A 13,800-nucleotide genomic window follows, 5' to 3' on the forward strand; every position below is an offset into this window, starting at 1 on the left:
CGGTCTGTCTGTATGCGCGGGCCGCAAACTGCGGGGCGTTTCATAAAAACAGCGAAACTCATGATGTCCGGCGGCTCAGGGCACGCCTTTTGACATTTGTCGACCTTATCGTCGCTTATAGGTAAATGACAATGGTGTTTTTCGTAATCAAGGGGTTAACGCCACGGATCTGGCGTCAAACCCTTCAATTTACAGATAGTCGGCGCGGCTGAGACCGTATTTGGCCATTTTTTCGTTCAAGGTCCGGCGCGGCAGGCAAAGCTCTTCCATCACGCTGACGATAGACCCTTTATGGCGGCGCATTGTGTTGTCGATCAACATGCGTTCAAAGGCTTCGACATATTCCTTCAACGGTTTGCCCTCGGTGGTCATTACCGGCTGCATCTCTTCGTTGTCCGACATCAGCAAGCTTGCAATCGAGCCTGACCCGCGCCGGTTTTGCAGCACGGCGCGTTCAGCCACATTGATCAGTTGGCGCACATTGCCCGGCCAAGGAGCCTGCAATAATTGCGCGGCTTCCTGTGCGGTGACTTCGGGGGCGTCACAGCCGTATTCCTCGGCGAATTGCTCGGACAGACGTGTGAACAGGGTCAGCACATCCTCTCCGCGCGTACGCAATGGCGGCAGGGTGATTTTCATCGCCGCCAGACGGAAGAACAGATCGGGGCGCAGGACGTCTTCACAGGTTTTGCCCGGCTCTTGCAGGTTAGATACCGCGATGATGCGGGTTTCGGCCGGGGTGCCCTGATCATTGATAAAGGTTAGCAACCGGGCCTGAAGCGCTTGCGGCAGAGATTCGATATCTTCAAGGCACAGGGTGCCGCCGCGCGCCTCTTCGACCAGCGGCAAGGAAACGCCATCCGGCACCGGGCCAAACAAACGCGCAGCCAGATCGTCTTCGCCATACGCAGCACAGGACAGTTGCACGAACTTTCGCCCGGCACGCGGGCCAACCGCATGCAAGGCATGGGCGACAACGGTTTTACCTGTGCCGGTTTCCCCGTCGATCAGGACGTGGCCATCGGCCTGCCCCAGATCCAGAATGTCTTCGCGCAGACGTTCCATCACTGGCGAGGTGCCGATCAGCTTTTTCATCAGCACGGTGCCGTCTGATAGTTCCAACCGCAGTGCGCGGTTGTCCAGCGTCAGACGACGGATTTGTGCGGCGCGTTTGGCCAGATCGGTCATGCGATCCGGATTGAAGGGCTTTTCCAGAAAGTCATAGGCGCCAATACGCATGGCCTCGACGGCCATCGGTACATCGCCATGGCCGGTGATCATGATCACCGGCAAGCCGCTGTCCTGACTCATTAGCTTTTTCAGAAACGCCATGCCATCCATGCCGGGCATGCGAATGTCGGTGACGACGATACCGGGATAATCCGGTCCGATGGCTTTCAGGGCTTCTTCTGCCGAGGCGAAGGTTTCAGTGTCAAATCCCGACAGGGCCAGCCATTGGCTGATCGACTGACGCATGTCCTGCTCATCATCTACGATGGCGATCTTGATGCCGCGATTCATCGTTGCTCTCCTTCTGGGCCTATTGGGCCGCTTCTATTTCTGACTGCTCGTCATCAAGGATGGGCAGCTGTACCTCAAAAACTGCGCCGCCGCCGCGTCCGTTATGCGCGGTCAGCCGTCCCCCAAGGTCGTTGACGATACCCGACGAAATGGCAAGCCCCAGCCCGACACCGTCGCCCGGGGATTTGGTGGTGTAGAAAGGCTCAAACAAGGCGTCCAGATCATCAATGCCATGGCCATTGTCGCGCACCGTCAACGTAGCGGTTTCGCCTGCGGCCAGCAGCAGATCAATCTGCGCTTCACTGACGTTCTTGGTGGCATCCAGCGCGTTGCGCAGCAGGTTAATGATCACCTGTTCCAGCCGCACCCGGTCGGCCATTACCAACACGGGCGCATCCGGCAGACTGCGCGTGATGGTGACGTCCCGGCGACGTAGTTGCGGCTCCATCATCGACAGGGCCGAGGACACACTTCCTTTGAAATCAACGGGTTCAAAGGCGTCACCCCCTTTGCGGGCATAGGATTTCAACTGTTTGGTAATAGCGCCCATGCGTTCGATCAGATCGTCAATCCGCTGGAACGAGGACAGCGCCTCTTCCGAGCGCCGCCGCTGCAACAACAGGCGTGCCCCGGCCAGATAGGTCTTCATCGCTGCGAGGGGCTGGTTTAGCTCGTGGCTGACGGCGGCAGACATTTCGCCCAGGGCCGCCAATTTGGAGCTTTGCGCAAGCGTTTGTTCCGCCACTTCCAGGTTCTTTTCGGCCTTTTCGCGTTCGGCAATTTCCCGCTGTAGCCTTAGGTTTAGCGCGCGAAGTTCCGCCGATTCACGCTGGAAAAACACCGATTGCGACTGCGCACGGCGACTCATCAAATAGAAGGTCAGCGCCAGCAAAATCGCAAAGGCCATGATTTCCAGCGCCAAAACCGCGTTCACTTTTTCCCGGATCGAGCTGTAGGTCGTAAAGCTGACCATGTGCCAACCGCGAAACAGGATGCGGGATTCATTGCGCATGACGGCCTCGCCCAGCACATAGGCGTCAGGCGGCAGCGACGTCCAGTCGGTGGTGGCCTGAATGGCGCGTTGAATCGCTGTCGGTGCCGAGCGCGCTTCCATGGCTTCGCCTTCGGTCAGGCCGCGCCAGCGCGGTTCGGTGGACAGGATGATCTGACCTTCCGAGTTGGTCACCACGACCGCCTCGGAAAATCCGGCCCAGCTGCGTTCGAACTGCCCCAAATCCACCGACACCACGATCGCCCCGATCATCTGGCGATCCACGGTTATTTTGCGCGAATAGGTGAACTCGAACGCGTTTTGTTCGTTGCGGTCTGCGTTGAATACGGTGTCATTTGACCGCTGCGCTTCAACAAAGAAGGCGGCACCGCGCAGGTTGGTGCCGATCCGCGCCCGGTCTGAGGCGGCGACGACCCGTCCTTCTGAATCCAGCAGCAGCAGCGAGGCCGCGCCGATTTCTTCGATAAAAGAAATCAACCGTTGCGAGCTTTGCGAAAAGTCGCTGTTTTGCAGGGCGCCAGTCAGGGTTGGGTCTTGTGACAACAACAGGGGCACAACCGAGGCGCGCTGAAGTTCAGACAGAATGTTGCCTGAATAAAGCGCCAGCCTGACATTGGCGCGGTTGCGCGTGTCGTTGGTAAACCGCTCGCTCAGGAAAGAGTTGGTCACCCAGACCACCGCCACGGCAGCCACGAAAAACGCAACCATCACCACCCGAAGGCGCATGCTGGCGCCTTTCAACGGCGGGGTCGTCAAAGCGATGGATGTTTGGCGTGACATAGGGGGAATTTAAGCCCCCCTGCCCGGCGCGGCAAGCAACCTGACTTATGTCAGCGCCATAGCGCCCGCCAATGCGCGGAACAGCGCCGCCCCATCGGTGTTGCCATGGGCATTTTCGACGCAGCGTTCAGGGTGCGGCATCATCCCCAGCACACGACGGTTTTCTGAAAGGATGCCGGCGATATCTTCCGTCGAGCCATTGGGGTTGTCAGCATAGCGAAATGCAACCCGATCTTCACCATTCAGACGCGCCAGCGTTTCAGCGTCGGCATTATAGTTGCCGTCGTGATGGGCCACCGGATAGATCACGGTTGCACCCGCATCATAACCGTTGGTGAAATCGCTATTGTTGGTTTCGACGGTCAGGTCCACCGGTTTGCAGATGAACTTCAGCCCCGCATTGCGCATCAAAGCGCCGGGCAGCAGGCCGGTTTCTGTCAGCACCTGAAAGCCGTTGCACACGCCCAGAACATAGCCGCCCTTGTTGGCGAAATCGACAACCGCCTGTGCAATCGGCGAACGCGCCGCGATTGCACCACAGCGCAGGTAATCCCCAAACGAAAAGCCACCGGGAATGGCCACCATATCCAGCCCGTCGGGCAGGCTGGTTTCCTTGTGCCAGACGATTTGGGTTTTCTCGTTGCCTGCAACCTGGTTCAAGGCCACAGCCATGTCGCGGTCGCAGTTAGAACCGGGGAACTGGATGACAGCGGCGCGCATCAGGCGATCTCCACCGAGTAGCTTTCGATCACCGTGTTGGCGAGCAGCTTTTCACACATGTCTTTGACGGTTTCTTCGGCCTTGGCGGCGTCGGTTTCGGCCAGATCCAATTCAATGACCTTGCCCTGACGGACCCCTTCGACGCCATCAAACCCCAAAGTGCCAAGCGCGTGGCGCACGGCCTCGCCCTGCGGGTCCAGAACACCGTTTTTCAACATGACATGTACACGAGCTTTCATCGTGGCGGTTCCTTTAGTTGATCAGCGTAGGTTTGGGGGCGCCAGTGTTGGCAGGCAGCACGCCAAGGCGGCGGGCCACTTCGGTATAAGCATCCGTCAGGCTGCCCAGATCGCGGCGGAACACATCTTTATCCAGCTTGGCGCCGGTTTCGATGTCCCACAGGCGGCAGCTGTCAGGGCTGATTTCATCGGCAACGATCAGGCGCATGAATTCACCTTCATAGACGCGGCCGAATTCAATCTTGAAATCTATCAGCTTGATGCCCGCGCCATACATGACGCCTGACATGAAATCATTGACCCGCAGCGCCAGCGCGACGATGTCATCCAGATCCTGCTGCGAGGCCCAGCCAAAGCTGATGATGTATTCTTCGGGCACCAGAGGATCGCCAAGCGCGTCATCCTTATAGGAGAACTCGACCATCGGGCGCGGCAGGGCTTGGCCCTCTTCCAGACCCAGACGTTTCGCCATCGAACCCGCGGCATAGTTGCGCACGATCACTTCTAGCGGCACGATCTCGCACGAGCGCACCAGCTGTTCGCGCATGTTCAGGCGCTTCAGGAAGTGCGTCGGAACGCCGATTTGGTTCAGGCCCAGCATGAAAAATTCGGACAGGCGGTTGTTCAGCACACCTTTACCATCCAGCACATCGTGCTTTTCGGCGTTAAACGCGGTGGCGTCATCCTTGAAATACTGCACGATGGTGCCCGGCTCGGGGCCTTCATACAGAATCTTCGCCTTGCCTTCGTAGATTTTCTTGCGGCGTGCCATGGGTGCTCCGGATCATGGGGGCGCGTTGGCCCCTTTTATGGGCCTCTCTTAAGCGAAGGGGCTGGTCAGGGCAAGCTGGTGCGCAAAATCTCGTTTTTCCCCGCATGGTAGCGCTTAGCCCCCCTTTGCACCGGCGCCCCAATCGCCTAAATACAATACAACTGGATTCTGGAGGACCAAGGTAAAATGACCACCTTCGACGAGCGTGAACACGCTTTTGAAAACAAATTCGCCCATGACGAAGAAATGAAGTTCAAAGCACAAGCACGTGCCAACAAGCTTCTGGGCCTGTGGGCCGCCGAGCTGCTGGGCAAAACCGGCGACGATGCCGAAGCTTACGCCAAAGAGGTGATCAGCTCGGACTTCGAAGAAGCTGGCCACGAAGACGTCTTCCGCAAGGTGTCGGGCGATCTGGGTAGCAAGGCAGATGAAGCCGCCATTCGCGCCAAAATGGCCGAAACACTGGCTGAAGCCAAAGACCAGATTATGAACGAAGTCTGATTTCCACATCATTTGGAAACAGCAAAGCGCGCCCTTCGGGGCGCGTTTTTTCTTGGCTCAGTATGCGCGGGGTTCAAGATGATTATGACTACAATCAATTTGCGCGTTGGCGTCGAACATGGCACTTGAGGCGCAACGCGCGCGCAAAAAGATCCCAGAAAGGGGAACTCCGATGGCTGATGCCCTGTCAAAACTACTTGAAACCCGTGACTGGCTGCTGGCCGACGGGGCGACCGGGACCAACCTGTTTAACATGGGGCTTAGCTCGGGTGATGCGCCAGAGCTGTGGAACGTGGACGAAGCCGACAAGATTCGCGCGCTGTATCGCGGTGCGGTTGAGGCTGGCTCGGATATCTTTCTGACAAACTCTTTTGGCGGCAATGCATCGCGTTTGAAGCTGCACGCAGCCGACAAACGCGTGCGCGAACTGAATATTGCCGCCGCTGAGCTGGGCCGCGAAGTCGCCGAGAGCGCCGGGCGCCCGGTTGTTGTGGCAGGCTCGGTTGGCCCGACCGGTGAAATCATGGAGCCGATGGGCACCCTGTCATACGCCACGGCTGTTGAAATGTTTCACGAACAGGCCGAAGCCCTGAAAGAAGGCGGCGCGGATGTTTTGTGGGTTGAAACCATTTCCGCCCCCGAAGAGTTCAAAGCCGCCGCCGATGCGTTTCAGCGCGCGGAAATGCCTTGGTGTGGCACCATGAGCTTTGATACCGCCGGACGCACCATGATGGGCGTGACCTCGGCCGCGATGGCCGAGATGGTCGACAAGTTGGATTATAAGCCCGTGGGCTTTGGCGCGAACTGTGGTGTGGGGGCCTCTGATCTGTTGCGTACCGTGCTGGGCTTTGCCGCTGCGGGCACCGAGACCCCGATCATCGCAAAGGGCAATGCCGGGATTCCGAAATACGAAGACGGCCATATTCATTATGATGGCACGCCTGAGCTGATGGCCGATTACGCCGTGCTGGCCCGCGATTGCGGTGCCACGATCATCGGTGGTTGCTGTGGCACCATGCCCGAGCACCTGCGTGCCATGCGCGAAGCGCTGGAAACCCGGCCCCGGGGCGAGCGCCCGACGCTGGACGAAATCGCGGCGCGTTTGGGTGGGTTTAGCTCGGCCTCGGATGGGACAGGCGATGACGTGCCCGCGCCATCGCGTCAGCGTCGTCGTCGTCGGGGATAAGATGTCAAAACAGGCTCAGCTGATCGCCGGGGCGCGGGGGCACGCGAAATTGCGTGATGTCCAGCGGATCCAGCCGGTCCGCCAGGCCAAGTCGGGCCTGCGCGGCGCGAAACCGTGCGCCGATCAATTTGGCATAAGGCCCCTGCCCGCGCATCCGTTTTCCCCAATCAGCGGCGTAATCACTGCCCCCGTGCATATCGCGGATATGTCCCATGACGCGGACCATGCGATCCGGGTAATGGCGGTGCAGCCAGTCGCGAAACAGCGGCGCGACCTCAAGCGGCAAGCGCAGCATGATCCAGCTGGCGGCGACGGCACCCGCCTGCGCGGCCTCGGCCAGGATCTTTTCCAGCTCGTGATCGGTCAGCGCCGGGATCACCGGCGCGATCATAACGCGAACGGGAATGCCTGCATCGGACAGGGCTTTGATCGTGTTCAACCTGCGCTGCGGCGCGGGCACGCGCGGCTCAAGCTTTCGGGCCAGCTTGGCGTCCAGAGACGTCACCGACAGACCCACCCGCACCAAGCCGCGCTGCGCCATGGGCGCCAGCAGATCAATGTCACGTTCAATCAACGTGCCCTTGGTGACAATGCCCACGGGATGGTTGAAATCGGACAGCACATGCAGAATGTCCCGCATCAAGCCCCGGTCCCTCTCGACCGGTTGGTAGGGGTCGGTGTTGGTGCCAATCGCAATCATCGCGGGCTTGTAGGATTTGCGCGACAGCTCCGCCGCCAGCCGTTCGGGCGCGTCTGGTTTGACGATCAGTTTCGTTTCGAAATCCATCGCGGGCGACAGGCCCATATACGCATGGGTCGGGCGCGCAAAGCAGTAGATACAGCCGTGTTCACATCCCCGGTACGGGTTGATGGAGCGGTCAAAGGAGATGTCGGGCGAGCGGTTGCGGGTGATGATACGCGTGGCGCGTTCCTCGCGCAGCTCGGTTCTGATGGGGGGCAGGTCTTCGGGAATGTCCCAGCCATCGTGCTCGGGCACGCGGGCGTAAGGCTCAAACCGGCCCGCGTCATTGCTGGCCGCGGCCCTGCCCTTGCGGCGCTCAGCCGGGATATGATGCTCGAGACTCGACATAGAACATAAATAGAACATTAACGGCGCCCGGGCCAGTGCCCGGTGGGTGAAAACCCTGCTATGATCAACGAAAGAACAGCCCTAAGGGGAACGGAAATGTCAGACGAAGAAGATATCATCCTGTCGGAACTGGATGACGGTGAGCTGGTCGAACAGATGCAGGACGACCTTTATGACGGTATGGCCGAAGAGATCGTCGAGGGCGTTGAGATTCTGTTGGAACGCGGCTGGGTGCCCTATGACATCCTGACCAAAGCGTTGGTGGCGGGCATGACCGTGGTGGGCAATGACTTCCGCGATGGTATCTTGTTCGTGCCCGAGGTTCTATTGGCCGCCAAAGCGATGAAAGCGGGCATGGCGATTCTGAAGCCCTTGCTGGCTGAAACCGGCGCGCCGCGCATGGGTAAGATGGTCATCGGTACCGTCAAAGGCGACATCCACGACATCGGCCAGAACCTAGTGACGATGATGATGGAAGGCGCAGGTTTTGAGGTCAAAAACATCGGCATCAACAACCCGGCCGAAGAATACATCGCCGCCTGCAAAGAGTTCAACGCCGACATTCTGGGCATGTCTGCCCTGCTGACCACGACCATGCCTTACATGAAGATCGTCATCGACGAGTTGAAAGAGCAAGGCCTGCGCGACGACTATATCGTCATGGTCGGCGGCGCGCCTTTGAACGAGGAATTCGGCACCGCTATCGGCGCAGATGCCTATTGCAAAGACGCCGCCGTCGCCGTGGAAATGGCGAAACAGCTGATCGCGGCCAAAGCTGCCTGATGACAATGAAGCCCCGCATTCTTTTACTGGCCTGCGGGGCTTTGGCGCGTGAGTTGCGCACCATGATGGCGGGTCCGGGCTGGGCACATTGTGACCTGCACTGCCTGCCCGCCGATCTGCACAACCGCCCCGATCAGATCGCCCCCGCAGTCGAACGTGCCGTTCTGGCGCGCCGGGACGATTACGACGATGTGTTCGTGGTTTACGCCGATTGCGGCACCGGCGGGCAGTTGCAGGCGACCTGTGACCGGCTAGGTGTGCAGATGATGGCCGGCCCGCATTGTTATGCGTTTTACGACGGGCTAGAGGAATTCGCCGCGCGGGACGAGGCCACCTGTTTCTACCTGACCGACTTTCTGGTGCGCCAGTTCGATGCTTTTGTCTGGAAACCCCTGGGGCTGGATCGCCACCCCGAGCTTTTGTCGATGTATTTCGGCAATTACACGACGTTGATCTATCAGGCGCAAACGGATGACGCCGCGCTGACAGCTATGGCCCAGGACTGCGCCGCACGGTTAGGTTTGGCCTTTGAGCGGCGTTTCACGGGTTATGGGGAACTGGCTGACATTCCTGCCCGGTTCGCTTAAAGCCCCTTAAAGGCCTTTTCCTGCCGCGCGGTCCAGTGCACGGTCAGGGTGTAACCTTCCTCGTCCTGAACCTCATGCTCTACGATGCCTTCGTTGAATAGCCACGCGCGCTGTTTGCCTTGGGCAAAGTCCAGCTTGACCTCTGCGGTGAAACGTTCGTCGTCCAGCGCGTCGGTGACCGCCTGCATCAGGGGGTCCACCCCTTCACCAGTGATCGCTGACATGGTGAAGATTTTTTCCTCGCGGTCCGCTTTTACCTGCAAACCTTCGCGATCACCTGGGTCCAGCAGGTCGATCTTGTTCCAGACTTCGATCTGTTTGGTGTCTTCCGCCACCCCCAAATCGTTCAGGATCGCCAGCACATCGGTGGCCTGATCGGCGCTGTCGGGGTGGGCGATGTCGCGCACATGCAGGATCAAATCAGCCTCGAGGACTTCTTCCAAGGTTGCGCGAAACGCCGCAACCAGTTGCGTCGGCAGATCGGAAATGAACCCCACCGTGTCAGACAGGATTACTTCTTTTCCTGTCGGTAGGGTCACGGCGCGCATGGTTGGGTCCAACGTGGCAAAGAGCATGTCTTTGGCCATCACCTCGGCCCCGGTCAAGTAATTGAAAAGCGAGGATTTCCCGGCGTTGGTATAGCCTACCAAAGCGACAATCGGGAACGGCACCTTCTTGCGTGCGGCACGGTGCAGATCGCGGGTCTTCACGACCTTGGACAGCTGCCGCTTGATGCGCACGATGGCCTCATCAATGGCGCGGCGATCAGCCTCGACCTGGGTCTCACCGGGGCCGCCGACAAAGCCAAGACCGCCCCGCTGACGTTCAAGGTGGGTCCAGGCGCGTACCAGACGCGTGCGCTGATAGGACAGCGCCGCCAGTTCCACCTGCAACACGCCTTCGCGGGTGCGGGCGCGGTCGGCAAAAATTTCCAAAATCAACCCGGTGCGGTCCAGAAGCTTGACCTTCCATTCCTTCTCCAGATTGCGTTGCTGCACGGGCGTGACCGGACCATCGACCAGCACCAGATCGACCTCATGCGCTTTGAATTTGGCGGCCAGCTCTTCGATCTTGCCGGGGCCAAACAGAAGGCCGGGGCGTGCCTTGGGCAAGGGCACGACGTCAGATCCCACCACCTCTAGATGCGGTAGGGCCAGCGCCAATGACACGGCTTCTTCGAGCGCGGGGGCGGCAGGGCGCCGTTCGCGGTCGGAATGAATGTCGGGATGCAGCACCCAAGCGCGGGTTAGCGCGGTGCTGTGCTCAGTCAGGTCGGAAATTATTCCTCACCGTCATACAGGTTGATTGGTTGTGCGGGCATGATCGTGGAAATCGCATGCTTATAGACCAATTGGCTTTGACCATCGCGGCGCAGCAACACGCAGAAATTGTCAAACCAGGTGATAACGCCTTGCAGCTTCACCCCGTTGATCAGGAAAATTGTGACCGGAACTTTGGTCTTTCGCACATGGTTAAGAAAAGCATCTTGCAAGTTTTGTTTATCGCCAGCCATTGTTTTTCTTGCCTTATAGCTATTGCCGATTCTCCGCTGTGCCGGAAAATGTTCGCGTCTGTTCCCAATTTATGTCCGAGCCCGCCGCGATATACCAGCCCTAAGACCCTACTTTTCCGCGATGATTATCGGGTGCGGCTTTACTGACGCCAGAACTCGGGGTTCAAAAGCGCGATAATCGCCAGTGTTTCCAGCCGTCCCAGCACCATTGCGGCTGAAAGAATCAGCTTGGCGGCTTCGGGAAGCGCTGCAAAGCTGATCGGGTCTGCGCTGGCGACCTGGGTAAGCGGGCCGGTGGTTGAAAGCGCCGAAATGGTCAGGATCGTCGCCGTTTCAAAAGACAGGCCGGTCAGGGCCAGCGCCGTCATCACCAAGGCAATCGACAATGCGAACAGCATAAAGAACACCCAGGCCACATAGGCACCCTGCCCCCGGATGTGTCGCGCCAGTGCGCCTGCGCCGCCAACCGAAGATGGATGTACCAGCTTGTCCATCTCGCGCAGGCCATGTTTGTAAAGTGCATAAACCCGCAGCAGTTTCACCCCACCTGCTGTTGTGGCCACGCCACCGCCCACCAAAGCCAACCCAACCAGAACCAAGCCCGGGGTTTGCAGGCCGGACCAATTGCGCGCCAGTTCCCAGTCCGCTGACGAAAACCCGGTGGTCGACAAAAACGACATCACCGAAAAAACAGAGCCCCACGCCGCATGCAACGCCGCGCTAAGGTTTTGCTGCTCGTCCACGTCATAGGCGCCCAGCCAATGGCGAAAGAACAAAAACGCCGGCACACACAGGACGATCAATCCAGCCAACATGAATTCAGGATCGTTTCGCAAACGGCGCAGCCCCTGTTTGGTCGTATCCGGCGTAAAGGTCTGACGTGTCAGGGCAAAGATGAAAAAGATAAAGATCAGAAGCTCAGCCGGGAAGCCAGTCGTCGAATTTTCCAACCCGCCAATGGGGGAGATACCACTGGTCGCCAAGGTCGACATGGCATGACACGCGGCAACAAAGGCCGATTCCCCCGACAGGATCAGGGCCAACCAAAGCGCCCCTGTCAGCCCGGTATATATCGGCAGAAGTTGTTGCGAATAACGCAGCAACAGCGCGCGCGGGTCGGTGTTTCGAACATGCTCTTCTATCTTGCGGGCACCGCGGCCGATGGTGGCGCTTGAAATAACCTCGAACCCGCCAAGGTTCTTTGGGGCCAGAATGGCCAAAGCGGTCACCCAGACAAAAAAACCGCCCATCCAGCCGACCAATGCACGCCACAGATGAACCGAATCGCGCAACCGGGCCGGATCATCAAAAGAGGTCGCGCCGGTGGTCGTCAGGCTTGAAACCATCTCAAGATAGGCGTTCACAAAAGTCGTGTCGCGCACGGCTTCATTAAAGGGCACCGCCAGCATCAGAGGCAGCCCGGCATAGGCCAAAGGAAGTGCCAGCAAATGGCTGCGCGCCACGTTTCGGTTTTTGTTGTTATAGGTCGCAAGACCGACCATCAACACAATGAAATAAAACAGAAAAGCTGAATACCCAAAGGCTCGGGCGCTTAGATGGTCATTCACCGCAAGCCCATAGAAGGCAGGCACCAGCATCGCCGTCGCCCCGACCCCCATCAGGATCACCATGAGCGGGATGTTGAGGATGCGATGCATCGGCTTAGAAGAAATCGACTGACACTTGCAACAGACGTTCTACCTCGGGCACGTCGGCGGCAAGGCTGAATAGCAGGATGATGTCTCCCTCGTCCACGCGGGTGCCGCCCTTGGGGCGTATCAGCTTGTCGCCCTTTTGCAGAGCCCCCACCATCACGCCTTGCGGGAAGTCGATGTTGCGGATCTGGCTGCCTGCGATGGGCGAAGTCGACAGAACCTGCGCCTCGATCACCTCGGCCTCGGCATCGCCAATTGAATACACCCCGCGTACGCGCCCATGCCGGATGTGGCGCAGGATCGAGCTGACTGTGGTCGAGCGCGGGTTGATATAAGCGTCGATGTCCAGCGGCTCCATCATCGGCACAAGGGATGGATCGTTGACAAGGCTGATCGCCATTGGGCAGCCTTCGGCCTTGGCACGCACCGCGGCCAGAAGGTTGGTTTTATCGTCATCGGTAACCGCCAAAACGGCGTCAGCCTTGTCGATACTGGCTTCGGCCAACAGGCCAACGTCCATGCCATCGCCATGTAGCACGATGGTGCGTTCCAGCGCATCAGCCGCCACTTCGGCCTGGGTGCGGTTCTTTTCAATCACCTTGGCGCGCACGCGGCGGGTCTGGCTTTCCAGCGTCTGGGCTACAACCAGCCCAACATTGCCACCACCAATGATCACCACACGTTCCTGTTGCTTGGTGGATTTACCGAAAATTTCGAGCGTGCGGGTGACGTCGTCGCGATGGGTAAAACAGTAAATCTGATCGCCCGGGAACAGCTGATCGCCGGATTCCGGGGCAAACAAAGACCCTTCGCGCCGGATACCGGCCACCAGCGCCCGCAGGGTTGAAAACAGGTCGGTCAGCTGTCGCAGAGGCGTGTTGATGACCGGGCAATCGTCATCAATGGTGATGCCCAGCAGCTGCATCTCACCGTCCAGAAAAGATTCCGTATCAAAGGCGGACGGGGCAGCCAGACGCTGCAAGGCGGCCTCGGCCACTTCGCGCTCGGGGCTGATCACCACGTCGATGGGCATGTGGTCACGCCGGTACAGATCGGAATAAATCGCTGTCAGATAACTTTGGCTGCGCAGGCGCGCGATTTTGCGCGGGATTGCAAAAACCGAATGGGCCACCTGACAGGTGACCATGTTGACCTCGTCAGAATAGGTCGCGGCGATGATCATATCGGCATCGCGCGCCCCGGCCCGGTCCAGAATGTCAGGATAAGAGGCAAAGCCAGCCACCCCCTGAACGTCCAGCGTATCGGTGGCGCGGCGCACCAGATCGGCATCGTTGTCGACGACGGTGACGTCGTTGCGCTCACTGGCCAGATGGCGGGCGATCTGCCAGCCCACCTGCCCTGCCCCGCAAATGATCACTTTCATGCTTCGGCCCCGGTTGCCATATCAGACGCATCATTTGCAGATGCGGCGCGGGTGGTC

At 59.0% G+C, this 13,800-nt stretch carries 14 protein-coding genes; 4 read left to right on the forward strand and 10 right to left on the reverse strand.

Annotated features, from left to right (window positions below):
* Positions 1 to 189 precede the first annotated feature (189 nt).
* From ATO10_RS03140 to purC, 5 genes are read right to left on the reverse strand one after another with little or no spacing between them, the layout of a single operon-like run.
* Complete coding sequence (locus ATO10_RS03140; protein WP_035247848.1) at positions 190 to 1,521, reverse strand: sigma-54-dependent transcriptional regulator; 1,332 nt, start codon at positions 1,519 to 1,521, stop codon at positions 190 to 192.
* Positions 1,522 to 1,540: 19 nt separating this feature from the next.
* Positions 1,541 to 3,313 (reverse strand): sensor histidine kinase, encoded by a 1,773-nt coding sequence (locus ATO10_RS03145; protein ID WP_051597911.1) that lies wholly within the window; start codon positions 3,311 to 3,313, stop codon positions 1,541 to 1,543.
* 45 nt (positions 3,314 to 3,358) lie between these two features.
* Positions 3,359 to 4,033: a phosphoribosylformylglycinamidine synthase subunit PurQ gene (gene purQ / locus ATO10_RS03150; protein WP_035247852.1), complete on the reverse strand. Its 675-nt coding sequence runs from the start codon at positions 4,031 to 4,033 to the stop codon at positions 3,359 to 3,361.
* Positions 4,033 to 4,272, reverse strand: a complete 240-nt coding sequence (gene purS / locus ATO10_RS03155; RefSeq protein ID WP_035247855.1) for a phosphoribosylformylglycinamidine synthase subunit PurS — start codon at positions 4,270 to 4,272, stop codon at positions 4,033 to 4,035. Before purS ends, purQ begins: the two co-directional genes overlap by 1 nt.
* A gap of 13 nt (positions 4,273 to 4,285) precedes the next feature.
* Entirely contained in the window at positions 4,286 to 5,044 is a 759-nt protein-coding gene (gene purC, locus ATO10_RS03160; protein WP_035247857.1) for a phosphoribosylaminoimidazolesuccinocarboxamide synthase, read from the reverse strand.
* 186 nt (positions 5,045 to 5,230) lie between these two features.
* On the opposite strand from purC, the gene ATO10_RS03165 reads away from it, so the two are divergent.
* A complete protein-coding gene (locus tag ATO10_RS03165; RefSeq protein WP_035247859.1) occupies positions 5,231 to 5,545 on the forward strand; it encodes a DUF1476 domain-containing protein in 315 nt (104 codons plus the stop codon).
* Positions 5,546 to 5,717: 172 nt separating this feature from the next.
* Positions 5,718 to 6,731, forward strand: coding sequence for a betaine--homocysteine S-methyltransferase (bmt, locus tag ATO10_RS03170; RefSeq protein ID WP_035247861.1), 1,014 nt, complete (start codon positions 5,718 to 5,720; stop codon positions 6,729 to 6,731).
* A gap of 4 nt (positions 6,732 to 6,735) precedes the next feature.
* On the opposite strand, the gene ATO10_RS03175 is transcribed toward bmt, so the two are convergent.
* Entirely contained in the window at positions 6,736 to 7,839 is a 1,104-nt protein-coding gene (locus ATO10_RS03175) for a PA0069 family radical SAM protein (protein ID WP_238323351.1), read from the reverse strand.
* A 78-nt stretch (positions 7,840 to 7,917) separates the two neighbouring features.
* Here ATO10_RS03175 and ATO10_RS03180 point away from each other — a divergent pair, with 78 nt between their 5' ends.
* Together ATO10_RS03180 and ATO10_RS03185 are read left to right on the forward strand one after the other, a co-directional pair.
* Positions 7,918 to 8,604 carry a corrinoid protein gene (locus tag ATO10_RS03180; RefSeq protein ID WP_035247865.1) on the forward strand — a complete coding sequence of 229 codons (687 nt, stop codon included), beginning with the start codon at positions 7,918 to 7,920 and terminating at the stop codon, positions 8,602 to 8,604.
* Entirely contained in the window at positions 8,604 to 9,191 is a 588-nt protein-coding gene (locus tag ATO10_RS03185) for a DUF1638 domain-containing protein (protein WP_051597912.1), read from the forward strand. The genes ATO10_RS03180 and ATO10_RS03185 overlap by 1 nt, the downstream gene beginning before the upstream one ends.
* Here ATO10_RS03185 and hflX read toward each other — a convergent pair.
* The 4 genes from hflX to trkA form a co-directional block, all read right to left on the reverse strand.
* Positions 9,188 to 10,462 (reverse strand): GTPase HflX, encoded by a 1,275-nt coding sequence (hflX, locus tag ATO10_RS03190; protein ID WP_035247867.1) that lies wholly within the window; start codon positions 10,460 to 10,462, stop codon positions 9,188 to 9,190. The two genes, ATO10_RS03185 and hflX, sit on opposite strands and share 4 nt — an antisense overlap.
* 8 nt (positions 10,463 to 10,470) lie before the next feature.
* Positions 10,471 to 10,704: an RNA chaperone Hfq gene (hfq, locus tag ATO10_RS03195; protein WP_009571238.1), complete on the reverse strand. Its 234-nt coding sequence runs from the start codon at positions 10,702 to 10,704 to the stop codon at positions 10,471 to 10,473.
* 140 nt (positions 10,705 to 10,844) lie between these two features.
* Positions 10,845 to 12,362, reverse strand: coding sequence for a TrkH family potassium uptake protein (locus ATO10_RS03200; protein ID WP_035247871.1), 1,518 nt, complete (start codon positions 12,360 to 12,362; stop codon positions 10,845 to 10,847).
* A gap of 4 nt (positions 12,363 to 12,366) precedes the next feature.
* Entirely contained in the window at positions 12,367 to 13,743 is a 1,377-nt protein-coding gene (gene trkA, locus ATO10_RS03205) for a Trk system potassium transporter TrkA (RefSeq protein ID WP_035247874.1), read from the reverse strand.
* Positions 13,744 to 13,800 lie beyond the last annotated feature (57 nt).

This window comes from Actibacterium atlanticum (genome assembly GCF_000671395.1).
Classification (GTDB): Bacteria; Pseudomonadota; Alphaproteobacteria; order Rhodobacterales; family Rhodobacteraceae; genus Actibacterium_D; species Actibacterium_D atlanticum.

Bases quoted from the DNA above. Each gene is read 5' to 3' on its own strand.
- ATO10_RS03140 (WP_035247848.1), bottom strand. From the start codon at position 1,521: ATGAATCGCGGCATCAAGATCGCCATCGTAGATGATGAGCAGGACATG.
- ATO10_RS03145 (WP_051597911.1), bottom strand. From the start codon at position 3,313: ATGTCACGCCAAACATCCATCGCTTTGACGACCCCGCCGTTGAAAGGC.
- purQ (WP_035247852.1), bottom strand. From the start codon at position 4,033: ATGCGCGCCGCTGTCATCCAGTTCCCCGGTTCTAACTGCGACCGCGAC.
- purS (WP_035247855.1), bottom strand. From the start codon at position 4,272: ATGAAAGCTCGTGTACATGTCATGTTGAAAAACGGTGTTCTGGACCCG.
- purC (WP_035247857.1), bottom strand. From the start codon at position 5,044: ATGGCACGCCGCAAGAAAATCTACGAAGGCAAGGCGAAGATTCTGTAT.
- ATO10_RS03165 (WP_035247859.1), top strand. From the start codon at position 5,231: ATGACCACCTTCGACGAGCGTGAACACGCTTTTGAAAACAAATTCGCC.
- bmt (WP_035247861.1), top strand. From the start codon at position 5,718: ATGGCTGATGCCCTGTCAAAACTACTTGAAACCCGTGACTGGCTGCTG.
- ATO10_RS03175 (WP_238323351.1), bottom strand. From the start codon at position 7,839: ATGTTCTATTTATGTTCTATGTCGAGTCTCGAGCATCATATCCCGGCT.
- ATO10_RS03180 (WP_035247865.1), top strand. From the start codon at position 7,918: ATGTCAGACGAAGAAGATATCATCCTGTCGGAACTGGATGACGGTGAG.
- ATO10_RS03185 (WP_051597912.1), top strand. From the start codon at position 8,604: ATGACAATGAAGCCCCGCATTCTTTTACTGGCCTGCGGGGCTTTGGCG.
- hfq (WP_009571238.1), bottom strand. From the start codon at position 10,704: ATGGCTGGCGATAAACAAAACTTGCAAGATGCTTTTCTTAACCATGTG.
- ATO10_RS03200 (WP_035247871.1), bottom strand. From the start codon at position 12,362: ATGCATCGCATCCTCAACATCCCGCTCATGGTGATCCTGATGGGGGTC.
- trkA (WP_035247874.1), bottom strand. From the start codon at position 13,743: ATGAAAGTGATCATTTGCGGGGCAGGGCAGGTGGGCTGGCAGATCGCC.